Origin of the sequence: Cobetia sp. ICG0124 (genome assembly GCF_004006355.1) — a bacterium.
GTDB classification, from domain to species: domain Bacteria; phylum Pseudomonadota; class Gammaproteobacteria; order Pseudomonadales; family Halomonadaceae; genus Cobetia; species Cobetia marina.
This window is the reverse complement of sequence record NZ_CP024893.1, coordinates 491,916-509,906: the sequence shown is the minus strand read 5'-3', so window position 1 is coordinate 509,906 and position 17,991 is coordinate 491,916. Positions and strand designations below refer to the sequence as shown.

General features: G+C 64.4%; 11 protein-coding genes, 3 tRNA genes and 2 pseudogenes. 2 read left to right on the top strand and 14 right to left on the bottom strand.

Annotation, left to right across the window (positions count from 1 at the left end):
* Positions 1-220 precede the first annotated feature (220 nt).
* Positions 221-688: pseudogene (locus CU110_RS02380) on the top strand (peroxiredoxin); the annotation flags it as partial.
* Here the strand turns inward: CU110_RS02380 and CU110_RS02375 are convergent.
* Both CU110_RS02375 and CU110_RS02370 read right to left on the bottom strand, forming a co-directional pair.
* Complete coding sequence (locus tag CU110_RS02375; RefSeq protein ID WP_127734442.1) at positions 639-1,754, bottom strand: AI-2E family transporter; 1,116 nt, start codon at positions 1,752-1,754, stop codon at positions 639-641. The pseudogene CU110_RS02380 and the gene CU110_RS02375 sit on opposite strands and share 50 nt — an antisense overlap.
* Complete coding sequence (locus tag CU110_RS02370) at positions 1,751-2,056, bottom strand: sulfurtransferase TusA family protein (protein WP_077380174.1); 306 nt, start codon at positions 2,054-2,056, stop codon at positions 1,751-1,753. Before CU110_RS02370 ends, CU110_RS02375 begins: the two co-directional genes overlap by 4 nt.
* Positions 2,057-2,213: 157 nt before the next feature.
* Here CU110_RS02370 and CU110_RS02365 point away from each other — a divergent pair, with 157 nt between their 5' ends.
* The gene (locus CU110_RS02365) at positions 2,214-3,716 is read left to right on the top strand and encodes a M48 family metalloprotease (protein ID WP_077380176.1); all 1,503 of its coding nucleotides are present in this window, start codon (positions 2,214-2,216) and stop codon (positions 3,714-3,716) included.
* Positions 3,717-3,720: 4 nt separating this feature from the next.
* On the opposite strand, the gene nadA is transcribed toward CU110_RS02365, so the two are convergent.
* The 12 genes and pseudogenes from nadA to purL form a co-directional block, all read right to left on the bottom strand.
* Positions 3,721-4,779, bottom strand: coding sequence for a quinolinate synthase NadA (gene nadA, locus CU110_RS02360; RefSeq protein ID WP_084209590.1), 1,059 nt, complete (start codon positions 4,777-4,779; stop codon positions 3,721-3,723).
* A gap of 202 nt (positions 4,780-4,981) precedes the next feature.
* A tRNA-Lys gene (locus CU110_RS02355) sits at positions 4,982-5,056 on the bottom strand.
* A 36-nt stretch (positions 5,057-5,092) separates the two neighbouring features.
* Positions 5,093-5,167: transfer RNA gene (locus CU110_RS02350), tRNA-Lys, on the bottom strand.
* Between the two features lie 36 nt (positions 5,168-5,203).
* Positions 5,204-5,278 (bottom strand) — tRNA-Lys (locus tag CU110_RS02345).
* Between the two features lie 89 nt (positions 5,279-5,367).
* Positions 5,368-6,333, bottom strand: coding sequence for a 23S rRNA pseudouridine(2605) synthase RluB (gene rluB / locus CU110_RS02340; RefSeq protein ID WP_084209589.1), 966 nt, complete (start codon positions 6,331-6,333; stop codon positions 5,368-5,370).
* An 89-nt stretch (positions 6,334-6,422) separates the two neighbouring features.
* Positions 6,423-7,310, bottom strand: coding sequence for an SMC-Scp complex subunit ScpB (gene scpB, locus CU110_RS02335; RefSeq protein ID WP_205694053.1), 888 nt, complete (start codon positions 7,308-7,310; stop codon positions 6,423-6,425).
* Positions 7,307-8,344 carry a ScpA family protein gene (locus CU110_RS02330; protein WP_084207881.1) on the bottom strand — a complete coding sequence of 346 codons (1,038 nt, stop codon included), beginning with the start codon at positions 8,342-8,344 and terminating at the stop codon, positions 7,307-7,309. Before CU110_RS02330 ends, scpB begins: the two co-directional genes overlap by 4 nt.
* Positions 8,341-9,594 carry a tryptophan--tRNA ligase gene (locus CU110_RS02325; RefSeq protein ID WP_164850248.1) on the bottom strand — a complete coding sequence of 418 codons (1,254 nt, stop codon included), beginning with the start codon at positions 9,592-9,594 and terminating at the stop codon, positions 8,341-8,343. Before CU110_RS02325 ends, CU110_RS02330 begins: the two co-directional genes overlap by 4 nt.
* Positions 9,595-9,714: 120 nt before the next feature.
* A pseudogene (locus CU110_RS02320) lies at positions 9,715-11,501 on the bottom strand (DEAD/DEAH box helicase).
* Between the two features lie 2 nt (positions 11,502-11,503).
* Entirely contained in the window at positions 11,504-12,325 is an 822-nt protein-coding gene (locus CU110_RS02315; protein ID WP_084207878.1) for a crotonase/enoyl-CoA hydratase family protein, read from the bottom strand.
* A gap of 15 nt (positions 12,326-12,340) precedes the next feature.
* Positions 12,341-13,987 carry an FMN-binding glutamate synthase family protein gene (locus tag CU110_RS02310; RefSeq protein ID WP_084207877.1) on the bottom strand — a complete coding sequence of 549 codons (1,647 nt, stop codon included), beginning with the start codon at positions 13,985-13,987 and terminating at the stop codon, positions 12,341-12,343.
* 12 nt (positions 13,988-13,999) lie between these two features.
* On the bottom strand, positions 14,000-17,914 hold the full coding sequence (gene purL / locus CU110_RS02305) for a phosphoribosylformylglycinamidine synthase (protein ID WP_077380230.1): 3,915 nt from the start codon (positions 17,912-17,914) through the stop codon (positions 14,000-14,002).
* Between the last annotated feature and the right edge of the window lie 77 nt (positions 17,915-17,991).

The following is a 17,991-nucleotide window of genomic DNA, read 5'->3' as shown; positions in this document are numbered from 1 at the left end:
TCCACGGGACAGATGCACGCCGGACGGGCCCGATGACGCCGGTCGCCAAGGCGGTGAAACACAAGAGTTCTGCCCCGTCTTTGACAAGTTCGGGCGCCCTGCGTGTAATGCAGGACATACCGCAGAACCGGGCAAGCGCGATGCCCATGACTGCCGGTTTTTTTCCTCATTCCATACTGTCAGCCGCCACATGGCCGTCAGTCATCGCCAGGAGAGCACGATGAGCGTCAGCCTCGGTCAGCCAATTCCCGACTTTACCGCACAAGCCACCAGTGATACCGAAGTCACCCCGGCGAGCCTCAAGGGCAAGCAAGCCGTCATCTACTTCTACCCGAAGGACCACACGCCGGGCTGTACCACCGAAGGCGGTGACTTCCGCGACCACCTCAAGGAATTCGAAGCGGCCAACACCGTGATTCTCGGCGTCTCCCGCGACAGCCTGCGCACCCACGAGAACTTCCGGGCCAAGCAGGGCTACCCGTTCGAGCTGATCAGCGACCCGGACGAGACCCTGTGCAAGATCTTTGACGTCATTCACATGAAGAAATTCATGGGCAAGGAAAGTCTCGGCGTGGTGCGCTCCACCTTCCTGATCGACGCCGACGGCAATCTGGCGCGCGAATGGCGTGGCGTGAAGGTCAAGGGCCATGTCGAGGAAGTGCTGGACGCCGCCCGCGAGCTCGACGCCGGCCCTCGGCGCGGGAACGACGCGGCCAGGCGTAGAGCAGCGACTTCATCAGCGTGGCCAGCGGGATGGCGAAGAACACGCCCCAGAAGCCCCAGATCCCGCCGAAGAACAGCACGGCCAGAATGATCGCCACCGGGTGCAGATTGACCGCCTCCGAGAACAGCAACGGCACCAGCACGTTGCCATCCAGTGCCTGGATGATGCCGTAGGCGATCATCACGTACATGAAGGTATCGCCCAGCCCGAAATGGAAACCGGCCACGGCGGCCACCGGCAGGGTCGCCCCCGCCGCCCCGATGTAGGGAATCAGCACCGAGAAACCGACCACGATGGCCAGCAGCGCCGAGTACGGCAATCCGAAGATGACGAAGGTGACGTAGCTGACGCCACCGACGATGACGATCTCGATCACCTTGCCGCGCACGAAGTTGGCGATCTGGTCATCCATCTCGTTCCACACCCGACTCATCAGCAGGCGCTTGCGCGGCAGCAATGCCAGCGTGAACTCCACCAGCCGCTCGCGATCCTTGAGCATGAAGAACACCAGGATCGGCACCAGCACCAGATAGATCACCACGCCCATCAGGTTGCCGAGCGACGCCAGCGACAGGGACACCGCACGTTGCCCGAACTGGGTCAGCTCACGCCCGGCGGCGCCGACCCACTGCTGGACCTGCTCCGGCGTGATCAGGCCGGGGAAGCGCTGCTGCAACTCGCCCAGCCAGCGCTGACCCGAGGCGAACATGCCGGGAATCTCCTGGATCAGATTGGCCAGCTGATGCCAGACCAGCGGCAACAGGATCAGCGCACTGGCCAGCATGATGCCCATGAACACCAGCGTCATCAGACTGACGGCGGCCAGACGCGGCAAGCCGAACCGCTCCAGAAAGCTCACGCCGCTCTGCAGCAGGAAGGCGACGATCAAGGCCGTGAAGAATGGCGCCAGCATGCTGCCCAGCCAGATGACGGCCGCGAAGACCAGCACCAGCACCAGAAACAGCACCACCGCCTCCTCATCGGAGAAATAGCGCTCCAACCAGCCACGCAACAGGGTCTTCATGGTCATGAGGGGTCATCCTCCGTGAGCGCCTTGATCACGAAGCGATAATCACCCGCGGCCGTCTCTTCACGCGAGACCAGCGCGTGATCGCTCAGCGCCAGATAGGCGGGGATGTCACCCCAGGCGCCGGCGTCGCTGGCGAGGACCTCGAGTTGCTCGCCGGCACTCATGCCAGCCAGTGCCAGCTTGGTGCGCAGCAGCGGCAACGGACAGTGCAGGCCGCGCGCATCGAGCGTTGTCAGGTGGGTATCGGCCGTGGAATCAGCCGTCGGATTCGCAGTCTCAGCGCCAGGTCGTTCGAATGCCATCTGCCCTTCCGTTCTCGTTATGATGTTCTGCCACACGCCATGAAGGGTGCAGCTTGAAAACGCCCCGATTTAAGGGCACCTTGCCTGACAAAGCAACTTTCCGCCCCGCTCGTGCGGGCCGACTGTGCCTTGCACCTTATTGAAGAGGATTGCCTGCATGTCGTTGCTGTCCCCCTTGAGCGGTCGCGTTCGTCACGCACGCACCACACGCGTCACCCTATCCAGCCTGCTGCTCAGCCTGACGCTGATGGGTGCCTCCCTGGCCAGCCCCCCCGCCGTGGCGCAGAACGACTATGGACTGCCGGACCTGGGGAGCGCCAGCGGCGGCATTTCCAGCAACGATGAATATCGTATCGGACGCGCCTGGCTGCGCCAGTTCCGCGCCCACGTGCGTGAATGGGATGACCCTATCACGCTGGACTGGATCAATGGCATCGTTCGCAAGCTGGCGCCCTGGAGTGAGCTGGACCGCAATGACTTCATCATCACCCTGGTGGCCAGCAGTCAGCTGAACGCTTTCGCCGTGCCCGGCGGCGTGGTCGGCGTCAATACGGGGCTGTTCGCCTTCGCGCCGGACCGCGACGCCTTCGCCTCAGTGCTCGCCCACGAGCTGGGCCACCTCTCCCAGCATCACTTTGCCCGCAACATGGAACGTCAGGCTGAAACTCGCCTGCCGACACTGGCCGGTTTTCTCGCCGGCATGGTGATCGCGGCCGGCGGTGGCGGCTCGGCCGGTCTCGCGACCATGGCCGGCACCCAGGCGGCGGCGATCTCGGATCAGCTGGCCTACTCACGCCGCTTCGAACAGGAGGCCGACCGTGTCGGCATCGAGGCGCTGGCGCGTGCCGGCTTCGACCCCGAGGCCATGCCCCGCATGTTTCGCGCCATGCAGCGCATGGCCAGCCTGCAGGGCAGCAACGCGCCGGAATTCCTGCTGACGCACCCGGTCACCGAAGCACGTATCGGTGACACCCAGGCGCGTGCCGATGCCCTGGAGACCGCGACCCCTGATCCGCTGGGCACGCTGGCCTACGAGATGATACGCGCCCGTGCCCTGCTGGCGCTCAACCTGAGCCAGCCCTCCCAGGGGCTGGTGACCTTGCGTGAGGACTCAGCCGATCCGGATGCCATCGCCTACTACCAGGCACTGGCGGCCGCCGAGAATCACGAGATCGACAGCGCCCTCGCGGCGCTGGACCGCCTGCACGACAAGCATCCCGACCTCACCCTGATCAGCGCCAGTGCCATCGAGGTCGCCCGGGATGCACGTCGCTATGACGAGGCCACGCAACGCGCCAGACGCCTGCTGCGCCTGCAGCCGGATTACCTGCCGACACGCCTGGCACTTGCCGAGGTCAGGCTGCAGCAGGACCCCGCCAGCGCACGCCAACAGCTGGAAGACATGCGCCGCGAACATCCCGATGATCCCAAGGTGTGGAATCTGGCGGCCGAGGCCAGTGGCCGCAGCGGGCATCAGGCCGAAGCCTTCCTGTACCGGGCGGAATTCGAGCAGCTCGAGGGACGCATGGACAGTGCCTTCGCCCAGCTGAAACTGGCCGATGAGGCGGCGCGCAAGGCAGACGACTTCGCGCTGGCCAATCGCATCAATGCGCGGCGTGAGGACTTCAAGGACTACCGCAACGCCATCGAAGCGTTCTGAGTGATCAGCCACGATTGAACTCCAGCATGCGGGTCAGCGGCTTGAGCGCGCGCTCACGCAGGCTGTCGTCGACGAAGATTTCCTCGCCGTTGGCCTCGGCGGGATCACGGCGCAGCACCGCGGCCAGATTCTCGAGACCATTCATCGCCATCCACGGGCAGTGCGCACAGCTCTTGCAGGTCGCGCCATTGCCGGCGGTCGGCGCCTCGAACAGCTGCTTGCCCGGTGCTGCCTGCTGCATCTTGAAGAAGATGCCACGGTCGGTGGCAACGATCATCTGCTCGTGAGGCAGCTCGACGGCGGCCTTGATCAGCTGGGACGTGGACCCCACCACGTCGGCAAGCTCCACCACCGACTGCGGCGATTCCGGGTGCACCAGCACCGCGGCGTCCGGGTGGACCTTGAGCAGGTCGGTGATGCCCTGGGCGCGGAACTCGTCATGCACGATGCAGGCACCATCCCACAGCAGCATGTCAGCGCCGGTCTGCTTCTGCACATAGGCGCCCAGATGCTTGTCCGGGGCCCAGATCAGCTTCTCGCCCTTCGCGTGGAGGTGCTCGATCACGTCAACGGCGATGGAGGAGGTCACCACCCAGTCGGCACGCGCCTTCACCGCCGCCGAAGTGTTGGCGTAGACGACCACGGTGCGATCGGGATGGGCATCACAGAAGGCGGCGAATTCGTCTTCCGGGCAGCCCAGATCCAGCGAGCAGGTCGCCTCCAGCGTCGGCATCAGCACGCGCTTCTCCGGGGAGAGGATCTTGGAGGTCTCGCCCATGAAGCGAACGCCGGCGACGATCAACGTCGAAGCGTCATGACGGGCGCCGAAGCGCGCCATCTCGAGGGAATCCGCGACACAGCCGCCGGTGTCCTCGGCAAGCTGCTGGATGGCGTCATCGCAATAGTAATGGGCGACCAGCACGGCATCACGCTTGATGAGCAGCTGCTTGATCTCGGCGATCAGCGCGGCATCCCCTGCCGCGGGACGGGTCGGGCAGTACGCACGGGCGAGGTGCTCTCGCACCTGCTCGCGGACGCTATCGTGGGCCTCACGACCCGGCATGGCATTTGTCAGGCTGTTCATGTGTCTCTCACCTAGCCCACAGGGGCTCCCCCTGTGCTGAGTGGGTCAGGGCCCGGCCGGACATGAGCCGTGGCTCGCGCACAAGGATACGCCTGCCACGCTCCCCGCTCCAGTCGACCTCACGCCATTTCTGACGCATAACAAAAATTGCCCCGCGCCAATGAAGGCACGGGGCAAGATCTGGTGGGTCGTGAGGGATTCGAACCTTCGACCAATTGGTTAAAAGCCAACTGCTCTACCACTGAGCTAACGACCCGAAAACTGGTGCTTTGCAAGAGACCATTTCGAGAAATGGTGGGTCGTGAGGGATTCGAACCTTCGACCAATTGGTTAAAAGCCAACTGCTCTACCACTGAGCTAACGACCCGCCGCCGGGTGCTTTGCAAGAGACCATTTCGAGAAATGGTGGGTCGTGAGGGATTCGAACCTTCGACCAATTGGTTAAAAGCCAACTGCTCTACCACTGAGCTAACGACCCTTGCGAAGCGGGGCGTAAGATACCGCCATTCCTGAGACGACGCAAGTCTTTTGCAAAAAAACTTCAAGCAAATGACCAGCTTGACCGCTTCAGCGCGGCTTGCGTGTGCGCTGCGGCGGCTTCTTCATGGCGCGCACTGGACGACGCTTCTGCTTGTCGCGGCTCCAGCGGTTCTGCTCATCCGGCGTCAGGGCCGGCGCCTTGCGGTGCTCGAGACCTGCCAGCGTGGACAGTTCATCGATCTCGCTCTGCTCCATCTCCACCCACTCACCGGCGCGAGCGCGCTTGTCGAGGAAGATGTTGCCGTAGCGCACGCGCTTCAGGCGGCTGACGGTCAGCCCCTGGGAGTCCCACAGACGACGAACCTCACGGTTGCGGCCTTCCATGATCACCACGTGGAACCAGCTGTTGATGCCTTCGCCGCCGAATTCCTGCACGTCGGTGAAGCGCGCCGGGCCATCTTCCAGCATGACGCCATTGACCATGTTGACGACGTGCTCACGCTTGACCTCACCCATGACACGCACGGCGTATTCACGCTCGATCTGGGTCGACGGGTGCATCAGACGGTTGGCCAGCTCACCATCGGTGGTGAACAGCAACAGACCGCTGGTGTTGATGTCCAGACGACCGATGGCGATCCAGCGCTCACCTTTCAGGCGCGGCAGACGCTCGAAGACGGTACGACGGCCTTCCGGGTCCTTGCGCGTGCACAGCTCGCCTTCCGGCTTGTTGTACATGATGACGCGGCGCGCACTTTCCTCGGCGCCCTTGAGGTTCTGCGGGCGATCATCGAGGCTGACCTGGTCGTTGGGGCCGACGCGGTCTCCCAGCTGGGCGACCTTGCCGTTGACCTTGACGCGGCCGGCGCTGATCGCGACTTCCATCTCACGGCGTGAGCCGAGACCGGAGCGCGCCAGCACCTTCTGCAGCTTCTCGTCGTCGGCCAGCTTGTCGCCCTTGGCCTGCGGCGGCAGCGGACGCAATTCCGGGGCTTCGGCGGCGGCCGGCTTCTTGCCGACATTGGCCTTGCTGCCACGGGTGGACTTGCCCATGTCGCGACGCGGCTGTGCCTTGCCGTCGTTGCTGGCGTGATGCCTTGCGCTTATCAGTGTCTGTCTTGCTCATGACATGAACCATTTCATCAATAGGAATTTCGCTTACGCAGGGTCGTCATCATCGACGGTCCCGGCAGCGGAGGAGTCATTGGGTGGCGTATCGCCAGCCCCGTCCTCATCTTCTGCACCGCGCAAACGTTGGCTGAGGCGCGCTTCGATCGTGGCGAAGTCGAACCCCGAGCCGGTGGACGCCATCCCGGCGTGATCATGTTCCGCCTGTGAGGCGGAGGGTCCTGCGGTATTCGGTGAATCATCCGCGACATCGCATCATCGGCCGATGCCCCCCCGTCGCCCTCGCCATCCGGGTCTTCCGGCAGCGGCAAGGTCTGTGAGGGCGGCACATCATACAGCTCCGCTTCCAGCTGTTCGAGTCCTTCGAAGCCTTTCAGTTCATGCACCGGCGGCAGCTCTTCCAATGTCTTGAGCCCGAAGTCGTCAAGAAACTGGCGCGTGGTGGCGAAGACCGCCGGCCGCCCTGGCACGTCACGGTGCCCGACCACCCGCACCCAGCCGCGCTCGACCAGGGTACGCATGATGGAAGAGCTGACCGTCACGCCACGCACCTGCTCGATATCACCACGGGTCACCGGTTGACGATAGGCCACCAGCGCCAGCGTCTCCAGCAGAGCGCGAGAATAGCGCTGCGGGCGTTCTTCCCACAGCCGTGACACCCAGGGAGAGAACTGCTGGCGAACACGCAGCCGCCAGCCACTGGCGGTCTCGATCAGCTCCAACGCACTGGCGTCGGCCGGATGGCGCTCTCCCAGCCGGCCCAGTGCTTCACGCAGCGCAGGCTTGGTGGGGCTTAAATATTCATCGAACAATCCCGCCAGACGCTCCAGCGTCAGCGGTTCACCGGCAGCCAGCAGCGCCGCTTCGATGATCTGGTCGAGGGGGGCATCGCGCGAACTCATGACGGCGCGTTCTCCTGCTCGTCGGATGGGGGGAAGGAAGGTGACGTCTGCGCATCCTCGAACGCCGCGTCATCGTACGCTGCGTCATCGAACGCCCCCTGGTCGGCCGCCACCTCGTCTTCGTCGGCGAATTCCAGTGCCAGCCAGTCCTCATCGTCCTCGCTGTCAGGCTCCGGCGTACGGGCACGCACGTGAATGGGCGACAGCGGCGCATTCTGCACGACCTCGATCAGCGCCTCCTTGGCCAGCTCCAGGATCGCCATGAAGCTGACCACCACGCCGGCACGCCCCTCTTCGAGGGTGAACAGTCTCTCGAAGGGCGTGAAGTGCTCGTGGCTCAGCAGATTCATGATCGCCAGCATGCGCTCACGGGTCGACATCACCTCACGCGAGATGGTGTGCGCCTGGACGAGATCCGCCTGACGCAAGAGACCGGACAGCGCGCCGAGCAGCTCCGAGAGGTCCACTTCAGGGTGGACGACACGCGTCTCCAGCTCCGGCAGCTCCGCCGTGGCGACGAACCAGTCACGCCCCTGGCGTGGCATCTCGTCCAGCCCTTCGGCGGCCAGCTTGGTCTGCTCGTACTCCTGCAGACGCCGGATCAGCTCGGCGCGCGGGTCCTCTTCCTCGTCATCATCACTCTCCTTCGGCTGGCGCGGCAGCAGGCTGCGCGACTTGATCTCCGCCAGCATGGCGGCCATCAGCAGATATTCCCCGGCAAGGTCGATCTGCATGGCGTGCATCAGCTCGACGTACTCGATGTACTGATGCGTGATGGCCGCGACGTTGATGGCGAGAATGTCGAGGTTCTGACGACGGATGAGATACAGCAGCAGATCCAGCGGCCCCTCGAAGGTCTCGAGAAAGACCCGCAGTGCCTCAGGCGGGATGTAGAGATCCTGCGGCATCTCGGTGAGCGGCGTGTCGTTGACGCGCGCCAGCACGGCCGATCCCGTTGCAGGTGCGGTGATCAGCGGTGCGGGCTGATGCCCATCGGTCAGGGAAAAGCTGGCGCCATCGAGCAGGTCGCTCATGAAGTCTCCTGCAGGAGGCTGAAGTCGGGAGAACCAGGGCGATAGGTGAGGCCGATCACGCGTCGCAGCTCATCCAGAGTATCGCGAACGGTGTCCCGGGCACGCTCGGCACCCTCGGTCATCATGGTACGTACCTTGCCATGCTCGCCTTCCAGCGCCTCGGCGCGATCGCGGATCGGCGTCAGGGTGGCATCGATATGCTCGACCAGACAGCCCTTGCAGTCCAGGCAGCCGATACTGGCCTCACGACAGCCTGCGGCCGCCCACTTGCGGTCCGCTTCGGGAGTGAAGCTTTCATGCAGACTCCACAGCGGGCAACGCTCAGGGTCGCCCGGATCACTGCGCCGCACCCGCGCGGGGTCGGTGGGCATCTCGCGCACGCTGGCGCCTATCTCGGCACGCCCACTGCGCAGGAAGATGGCCTCCTCATGCGACGATAGCCGGGTCTTGAGTTCCATGCCCAGCAGCGGCTGGCTGTCCCCCTGCCAGTGTTCCGGCTCACCGAGGATGCGCCGCCCGCCGCCTTCCAGATAGCCGAGCAGGCGCTCCTGCTGATTGCGGTTGAGCTTGCTGGTCTCGGCCAGCAGTCCACGCGCGCGCTCGAAGGCCTCGAGATCCCCCTCTTCCTGATAGTCACTCAGCCATTCGCGATACAGGCGACCACTCTTCTTGCCGAGCCGCGCGATGGCCCGCTCCGCCTGCTCCTCGAAGCCGGCGTCGCGTCCGTAACGATGGTTGAAGCGCCTCGCCACCTCGCGGGTGAACTCGATGTGCGCGCGCTGTTCCGGTCCGGCGGGCACGACCTCGCCCCGCAGCGCCAGGATGTCGGCCGCCTGCATCAGAGGGGCACCCAACATCGCGAAACTGGCCCCCTGCTGCTCACCGAGTCCCGCCACCATCTCACGATAGCTGGGCAGACGCTCCAGCCATGCCTTGGGCGTCACGCTGGACAGGATCATGTGCACGTCGGTCAGCTCCGGCACCCACGACTGGATGAACAGGGTGGCGACCTTGGGGTTGATCCCACAGGCAAGGCAATCGATGACCATGGCCCAGCTGTACTGCTCGATTTCATGGGGCGCATGCCCACTGACCGCCAGCGCGTTCCAGTCGGCGATCAGAAAATAGGCATCGTGGTGGTACTGCAGCTCGGTCCAGCGTCGGATCACGGCATGATAGTGTCCGAGCGTCAGGTGTCCGCTGGGGCGTAAGCCGGACACCAGCCTGGCCGAGGTATCGGTGGCACTCACCTTGTGAGTTCTCCCTGAAACGTATGAAGCGGCCAGTCTACCAATCCCGGCCCCCGATCAGCATCCCCGTGACGTCGTGTCTCGTACGGGAGGCGTCATGCTCTGCGTCACGCAGACGACTCACCCCGCCGCGATGCCGGTGCGATAGCGCCCGGCGTAATCGAACAGCTTGTCACGGATCTGCCAGTAGCGGCCGCTCTTGCGCCCGATGACGAAGTCAGGGGCCTTGAGGCGCTCCTCGCCGGCCAATACCTCGGCGATGTCCTTCGGCGCCCAGTCACTGCCCGGCGCCCGCAGGTGCCGGGCGAGAAAGCTCAGGCGAAAGGCATGGCGCTGAGCGGACGTCTCGAGCGCGAACCACTCGGACAGATCGGTGCCATCCTCGTCGTAATAGGTCACCTTCAAGCGTGGCAGACCGCGCCCGTTGCGCGTCTCCTCCAGCTGCCAGCCACTGACGCGCAGCACCCGTGCATCACGCAGCTTGAGCGCATCGCGCAGCTTGTCATCCGGGTCCACCAGCCGCGCCTGACAGGCGTGACAATGGCGCGCGGCGATGTCATTGGCCTCGCCACACTGCGGACAGGCCTTGGCGCGATAGCGGAAATCACACTGCACCAGCGGCTTGCCCTCGCCGTCGGGCGACTCCACCAGCCCCTGACAACGCCGCCCGAAGTGCTCCACCACCAGCTCCCCATCCTTGCGCCCCCAGAACAGATTGGCATTGCCGCACACGGGACACTCGACCTGCACGATCTCGGTATCCCCTGCCGGTTTGGGGGTAGCGACTTCCGGCGCGTAGAGATCCCAGGGATTGCCGGCGTAATCGAGAATCAGGCAGTCCGTCTTGCCGGGACTCAGGCGTAGCCCACGCCCGACGATCTGCTGATAGAGACTGACGGACTCGGTGGGCCGCAGGATGGCGATCAGGTCCACGTGCGGGGCATCGAAGCCGGTGGTGAGCACCGCCACGTTGACCAGATACTTGAGCTGCTGCGCCTTGAAGGCATGGATCAGGCGCTCGCGCTCATCGCCGGGCGTCTCACCGGTGATCAACGCCGCCTCACCCTCGGGCAGGAGCCCCGTGACCTCCTCGGCATGCTCGACGGTGGAACAGAACACCATCACCCCACGTCGCTCGCGTGCCTGGGAGACGATATCCAGCACGATGCCTGGCGTCGCGCGTGAGCCCTGCACCACCTCGTTGAGCTCGGCTTCCTGGAAGCTGCCGCCGATCCCCGGTGCCAGCTGCGAGAAGTCATAGCGCGCCACGGCGACATCGACACGCCGCGGCTCGCTCAAAAAGCCCTGGCGCACCATCAGGCGCAACGGTTGCTCGAACACGCAGTCACGGAAGAAGCAGTCGTCATCACCGCGCACCATGCCGTGATAATGACGATGGAAGATGAAGCCCTGCCCGAGGCGATACGGCGTCGCCGTCAGCCCCAGCACCTTGAGGCGTGGATTTTGCTCACGCAGATGATGGATGACCTTGCGATAGCTGGCGTCCTTCTCCAGCGAGACCCGGTGACACTCGTCGATCACCAGCAGCGTGAACGCACCTGTCTGCTCACCGTCTGCTCACCTGGCGTGAAGGCCGCGAGATTGCGTACCACCGACTGCACCGAGCCGAACACCACCTGACGCGCGGCCTGCTTGCGCTTGAGGCCGGCACTGAAGATGTCGGCCTCCTTGCCATAGGATTCGTACTTGGCGTGATTCTGCTCGACCAGCTCGCGCACATGCGCCAGCACCAGCACGCGCCCGCGCGCGATACGCGCAAGCTCCGCGATCACCAGTGACTTGCCGCTACCGGTGGGTAGCACGACCACCGCCGCCTCGTCACTCTTGCGGAAATGCTCCACGGTGCGCCGGACGGCTTCCTGCTGATAGGGACGTAGCTCAAACATGCTCAGAAGCGCGGCGTGCGACCTTCAAGCCTGGCGCCAACACATTCCATGTGCTCCGGCTGGCCGAGCAAGCCGGATTGCAGCCTGGCCTCCAGGGCAAGTGCCTCGCCCTCCGGTGCCGCCAGCGCCTCGGCATACAGCCGGGTGATGCAGCGAATCGCCCTGGGAGAACGTGTCGCGATCTCCCGCGCCAGCGCCAATGCCTCTTCCCGCGGATTGGAGACCAGGCGCGTCACGAGCCCGGCTTCCTGGGCCTCGCGGGCGGCAACCTTGCGGCCGCTCCAGCTCAGTTCATGCAACCAGTCAGGACGCACTCCACGTGCCGTGACGCTGATGCCCATGTCAGGAATGATGCCCCAGTCGATCTCGAGCACCGCCAGGCGCGCATCCGGATCACACAGTCGGACATCCGCCCCCAGCGCGATCTGCAGCCCGCCCCCGAAGACATTGCCCTGCAGGGCCGCGATCACCGGTACGCCGGCATCCCGCCAGCCCAGTGCCAGCTGCTGAACGGTATTGCGCTCAGGCGTGCAGCCATTGGCCCCCGCGACGAGCAACTGCGGCACCCGCGATGCCTCTCTCATGATGGCGGCCATGTCGAGCCCCGCGCAGAAACTGGCGCCTTCTCCGGACAGCACGATGGCTCGCAGCCCTCCCTCCTCGGCACGTGCCCGCAACTCTGCCTGGGCACCGAGGATGGCATCGATCATCGCCCAGTCGAGTCCATTGTGCTTGTCGGGTCGATTGAGGCGCACATCGGCGACATGCTCATTGATCATCACTGTCACGCGGCGTGCGGACGGGCACTTTGCGGCATCACTCATGGCGGCTCCCTCGGTCTATTCGCGCTTGGCACCCGAGACGTCTGCCAGCGAGCGTGACTGGAAGCTGTCCGCCTGAGCCATCGCCCACACGCGGCGATAGAAGGGGAAATCGTCCGCTTCCTTGAGCAAGGCGCCGGGCGTCAGGAAGGGGTGCAGGTGCGAGAACAGACGCACCTCATTCTCCGACACGCGATGCACGAGATGGTCCGGAGTGATCTGCCACGGCGTCGAGAGCCCCGAGGCCGCGATGATTTCCGCCAGCGCATGCAGGGTGTTGTGATGGAAGTGCCGGACCTGCTCGGCCTTGTCTTCCACCACCAGCGACTTCTGTCGCAAATCATCCTGGGTGGCGATGCCCGTCGGACACTTGTTGGTATGACAGCTCAGCGACTGGATGCAGCCCAGGGCGAACATGTAACCGCGCGCGGCATTGACCCAATCCGCCCCCAAGGCCAGCACGCAGGCGATATCGAAGGCACTGATGATCTTGCCACTGGCGCCGATGCGCACGTCATCACGCAGCCCCGCGCCCACCAGGGTGTTGTGGACGAACAGCAGCCCTTCGCGCAGCGGTGTCCCGAGGTGATCGGTGAATTCCGTCGGCGCGGCTCCGGTGCCGCCCTCGCTGCCATCCACCACGATGAAGTCCGGCACGATTCCCGTTTCGCGCATTGCCTTGACGATGGCCATGAACTCCCAGGGCTGGCCCAGACACATCTTGAACCCGACCGGCTTGCCGCCGGACAGCTCTCTCAGCCGCTGGATGAACTCCAGCAACTCGACAGGGGTACTGAAGGCGCTGTGACTGGCCGGTGAGATGCAGTCCTCGCCCATCGGAATGTCACGCGTCTCGGCGATCTCGCGGCTGATCTTGCTGGCTGGCAGCACACCGCCATGCCCCGGCTTGGCTCCCTGGCTCAGCTTGATCTCGATCATCTTCACTTGCTCGCTGGCCGCCTGACGGGCGAACTTCTCGGCATCGAAGTCCCCCTTCGCGGTGCGGCAGCCGAAATAGCCACTGCCCAGCTCCCAGATCAGATCGCCGGCGAATTCCCGATGGTAGGGGCTGATGCTGCCCTCGCCGGTATCGTGCGCGAATCCTCCCAGCATCGCGCCCTTGTTGAGCGCACGGATGGCATTGCCACTCAGCGAACCGAAACTCATCGCCGAGATGTTGAACAGCGAGGCACTGTAGGGCTGCGCACACTGCGTATTGCCGATCGTCAGACGGAAGTCACGAAAGTCAGGCACTTCGGAGGTCTGCATCGAGTGTCCGATGAATTCGTAACTGTCGGAGTAGACATCCAGCAAGGTACCGAAGGGCTGCGAGGAATTGCGCTGGCGTCCGCGGGCATAGACCAGCTCACGTTGCTTGTGGGAGAACGGTAGCTGGTCGGTATCCGACTCGAACAGGTACTGACGCATCTCCGGACGCAGCGCCTTGAACAGATAGCGCATGTTGCCGATCACCGGGTAGTTGCGCCGCACGGCGTAATCCGACTGCCGCATGTCGTTGATGCCGACGGCGACCAACAGCAGAAAGATCACGGCCAGCGGCCACACCCAGGGGGTCTGCATCGTCAGAAGCAGACAGACGAGAGCCCCCAGCACACAGAGCAGAAAGACGGAATAACGCGGCAACAGCGACCATTTCAGCTTCATCACGACATCCTTTCAATCGACCCAACGACGTGCATTGCGGAACATGCGCAACCAGGCGCCATCCTGCTCCCAGTCATCCGGACGCCAGGAGTTGGTGACGGCGCGCGCCACACGCTCCGGGTGCGGCATCATGATGGTGACGCGCCCGTCGTTGGTGGTGAGACCGGTGATACCGGACGGCGAGCCGTTCGGGTTGGCCGGATAACGCGTGGTGGTCTGGCCGTAGTTGTCGACGTAGCGCAGTGCCACCTGGCCGCTGCTCTGCATCTTGCGCAGGTGAGCGCTGTCGCGGAACTCGGCACGCCCTTCACCATGCGCGATGGCGATCGGCAGGCGCGAGCCTTCCATGCCATCGAGGAACAGCGAGGCACTCTTCTCGACCTCGACCATCGCGACACGCGCCTCGAACTGCTCGGACTCGTTGCGCACGAAGCGCGGCCAGGCCTCGGCCCCCGGGATCAGCTCCTTGAGCTGGGAGAGCATCTGGCAACCGTTGCAGACGCCCAGCGCGAAGCTGTCGTCACGCTGGAAGAAGCGCTCGAACTGTTCACGCGCACGCGCATTGAACAGCACCGACTTGGCCCAGCCGCCGCCGGCGCCCAGCACGTCACCGTAGGAGAAGCCGCCACAGGCGACCAGACCCCGCATGGTGTCCAGATCGACACGTCCTTCAAGGATGTCGCTCATGTGGACGTCCACCGCCTCGAAGCCGGCGCGGTCGAAGCTTGCCGCCATCTCGAGCTGACCATTGACGCCCTGCTCACGCAGGATCGCCATGCGCGGACGTGCACCGGTGTTCAGGTACGGCGCCGCGATGTCCTCGTTGACGTCGAAGGTGGCCTGGACGGAGAGGCCCGGATCACGCACGTCGTTGATGGACTCGAATTCGCTCTTGGCACAATCGGCGTTGTCACGCGCGGCCTGCATGCGATAGCTGGTCTCGGCCCACAGACGCTCGGCACTGGCACGCGTGGTGGAGAGCAGGTTCTGGCCCAGCAGCGTGATGTTGATCTGCTCATCATGACGCGGCGTGGCGATCACGCCACTGTGCTCGAGACCCACGGCCTTGAGCTCGGCGAGAATGGACTCGGTGTGCTCGCGACGCACCTGCACCACGGCACCCAGCTCTTCCGCGAACAGCGCGCCGGTGGCCTGACCCGGCTCGGCGGCGGTCCAGTCGAGGGAGATGTCGAGACCGACACGCCCCGCGAAGGACATTTCCATCAGGGTGGTCAACAGGCCACCGTCGCTGCGGTCGTGATAGGCCAGCAGCTTGCCTTCGACATTGAAGCGCTGGATGGCCTCGAAGAAGTGCTTGAGGTCTTCCGGCTTGGCAAGATCCGGCGCGTCATTGCCGACCTGTCCATAGACCTGCGCCAGCGCGGAGCCACCGAGACGGTGAGCGCCATGGCCGAGATCGATCAGGATCAGGTCCGTCTCCACGGCCTCGCCATTCAGCGTGCGACGCAGCTGCGGCGTGAGGGTACGCATGGCGTCGGTGACCGGCGCGAAGCCTGTCATCACCAGCGACAGCGGCGCGGTGATCGACTTGTCTTCGCCGTTCTCGTCCTGCCAGGCGGTACGCATGGACATCGAGTCCTTGCCGACCGGAATGGTCAGATCCAGCGCCGGGCACAGTTCCATGCCGACGGCGTGGACGGCATCAAACAGCGCCTGATTCTCGCCGGTGTGATCGGCAGCGCTCATCCAGTTGGCGGAGAGCTTGATGTCAGACAGCTTGGCGATCGGCGCGGCAGCGAGGTTGGTGATCACCTCGGCCACGGCCAGACGCGCGGAGGCGGCCGGCGAGATCAGCGCGACCGGCGTGCGCTCGCCCATCGCCATCGCTTCACCGACGTGGCTGTCGAGGGAGCTGGTGGTGACGGCGCAATCCGCCACCGGTACCTGCCACGGACCGACCATCTGGTCACGCGCGACCATGCCGGTGATCGAGCGGTCACCGATGGTGATCAGGAATTTCTTGGAGGCGACGGTGGGCAGCTGCAGCACACGGGTCATCGCTTCACGCGGGTCGAGGTTGTCCAGTGCCAGTGCCGGCAGTTCCAGCGCCTGACGCTCGAAGCTGCGTGACATCTTGGGCGGCTTGCCGAACAGCACGTCCATCGGCAGGTCGACCGGACGCGTATCGAAGTGACCGTCCTTGACGATCAGCTCGTGCTCTTCCAGTGCTTCCCCGACCACGGCGTAGAGGCAGCGCTCACGCTCGCACAGCGCTTCGAAGGTGGCCAGATTCTCCGGCGCCACCGCCAGCACGTAGCGCTCCTGGGATTCGTTGCACCAGATTTCCAGCGGGCTCATGCCGGATTCGGCGCTCGGCACGGCGCGCAGATCGAACAGACCACCGCGACCGCCATCCTTGACCAGCTCCGGCAGTGCGTTGGACAGACCGCCCGCGCCGACATCGTGGATGAAGCAGATCGGGTTCTTGTCATCCAGCGCCCAGCAGCGATCGATGACTTCCTGCACGCGACGCTCCATCTCGGCGTTGTCACGCTGCACGGAGGCGAAGTCGAGGTCTTCGCTGGAGCTGCCGGAGGCCATGGAAGAGGCGGCACCGCCACCCAGACCGATCAGCATCGCCGGGCCACCCATCACGATCAGCTTGGCACCGACCGGAATGTCGCCCTTCTCGACGTGCTGGCTGCGGATGTTGCCGTAGCCGCCCGCCAGCATGATCGGCTTGTGATAGCCGCGACGCTCGATGCCACCGGCGCCGAAGGCATCCTGCTCATAGGTACGGAAGTAGCCGTTGAGGTTGGGGCGGCCGAATTCGTTGTTGAAGGCAGCGCCACCGATCGGACCTTCGAGCATGATGTCGTAGGCGGTCTTGATGCGCTCCGGCTTGCCGTAGTCGTGCTCCCACGGCTGTTCGAAGCCCGGGATACGCAGGTTGGAGACGCTGAAGCCGGTCAGACCCGCTTTCGGCTTGGAGCCGACACCGGTCGCGCCTTCATCACGAATCTCGCCACCGGCACCGGTCGCGGCGCCCGGATAGGGGGCGATGGCGGTCGGGTGGTTGTGAGTCTCGACCTTCATCAGGATGTTGATCGGTTCCTGATGGTAGGTATAGATGTGACCTTCGCCTGTCGGGAAGTAACGCCCGGCGGTCGGGCCTGCCATGACGGCGGCATTGTCACTGTAGGCGGACAGCACGCCATCCGGATGATGCTGGTAGGTGTTCTTGATCATCTTGAACAGCGAGTGCGACTGCGCTTCGCCGTCGATGGTCCAGTCCGCATTGAAGATCTTGTGGCGGCAATGCTCGGAGTTCGCCTGGGCGAACATCATCAGTTCGATGTCGGCAGGATTGCGGCCCAGAGTCTTGAAGGACTCGACCAGATAATCGATCTCGTCATCCGCCAGTGCCAGGCCCAGAGAGCCATTGGCCTGCACCAGTGCGTCACGACCACCGCCGAGGATGTCGACATGAGCAAGCTTTGCCGGGGCCTGATGCTGGAAGAGGCGCGCCGCGTCCTGAGTACGCGTCAGCACCGTTTCGGTCATGCGGTCGTGCAGGCGGGAAGACAGCGTGGCGAAGAGTTCTTCGCTCAGAGGGGCGTCGAGCTTGATGCGATAGGCGATGCCACGTTCGAGGCGGCGGACTTGCGGGAGACCACAGTTGGCAGCGATGTCGGTGGCCTTGGAAGACCAGGGCGACAGCGTGCCGAGGCGGGGAACGACGAGGAAGAGATGACCTTCGGGAGAGCTCTCGTCGCGACTGGGGCCGTAGTCCAGCAGACGCTCGAGCGTGGTCCGGTCGGTACTGCTCAGTTCACCATCGACCTCGGCCAGATGCAGGTACTCGGCATGAAGGGATTCCACCTCCGGCACCAGCTCGCGCAATGCAGCCAGTAGACGGGAGTGACGGAAGGCGGAAAGGGCAGGCGCGCCTCGCAGTTCGAGCATGGTCAGGGAAAGCCTCTGAAGCAGCGTGAACGGACAACCGCCGAGCGGCGGCAGCAAGCGCATATCATACGTGAAAG

Bases quoted from the DNA above. Each gene is read 5' to 3' on its own strand.
- CU110_RS02370 (WP_077380174.1), bottom strand. From the start codon at position 2,056: ATGGCATTCGAACGACCTGGCGCTGAGACTGCGAATCCGACGGCTGAT.
- CU110_RS02310 (WP_084207877.1), bottom strand. From the start codon at position 13,987: ATGAAGCTGAAATGGTCGCTGTTGCCGCGTTATTCCGTCTTTCTGCTC.
- scpB (WP_205694053.1), bottom strand. From the start codon at position 7,310: ATGAGTTCGCGCGATGCCCCCCTCGACCAGATCATCGAAGCGGCGCTG.
- purL (WP_077380230.1), bottom strand. From the start codon at position 17,914: ATGCTCGAACTGCGAGGCGCGCCTGCCCTTTCCGCCTTCCGTCACTCC.
- CU110_RS02315 (WP_084207878.1), bottom strand. From the start codon at position 12,325: ATGAGTGATGCCGCAAAGTGCCCGTCCGCACGCCGCGTGACAGTGATG.
- rluB (WP_084209589.1), bottom strand. From the start codon at position 6,333: ATGGGCAAGTCCACCCGTGGCAGCAAGGCCAATGTCGGCAAGAAGCCG.
- CU110_RS02365 (WP_077380176.1), top strand. From the start codon at position 2,214: ATGTCGTTGCTGTCCCCCTTGAGCGGTCGCGTTCGTCACGCACGCACC.
- CU110_RS02330 (WP_084207881.1), bottom strand. From the start codon at position 8,344: ATGAGCGACCTGCTCGATGGCGCCAGCTTTTCCCTGACCGATGGGCAT.
- CU110_RS02375 (WP_127734442.1), bottom strand. From the start codon at position 1,754: ATGACCATGAAGACCCTGTTGCGTGGCTGGTTGGAGCGCTATTTCTCC.
- nadA (WP_084209590.1), bottom strand. From the start codon at position 4,779: ATGCCGGGTCGTGAGGCCCACGATAGCGTCCGCGAGCAGGTGCGAGAG.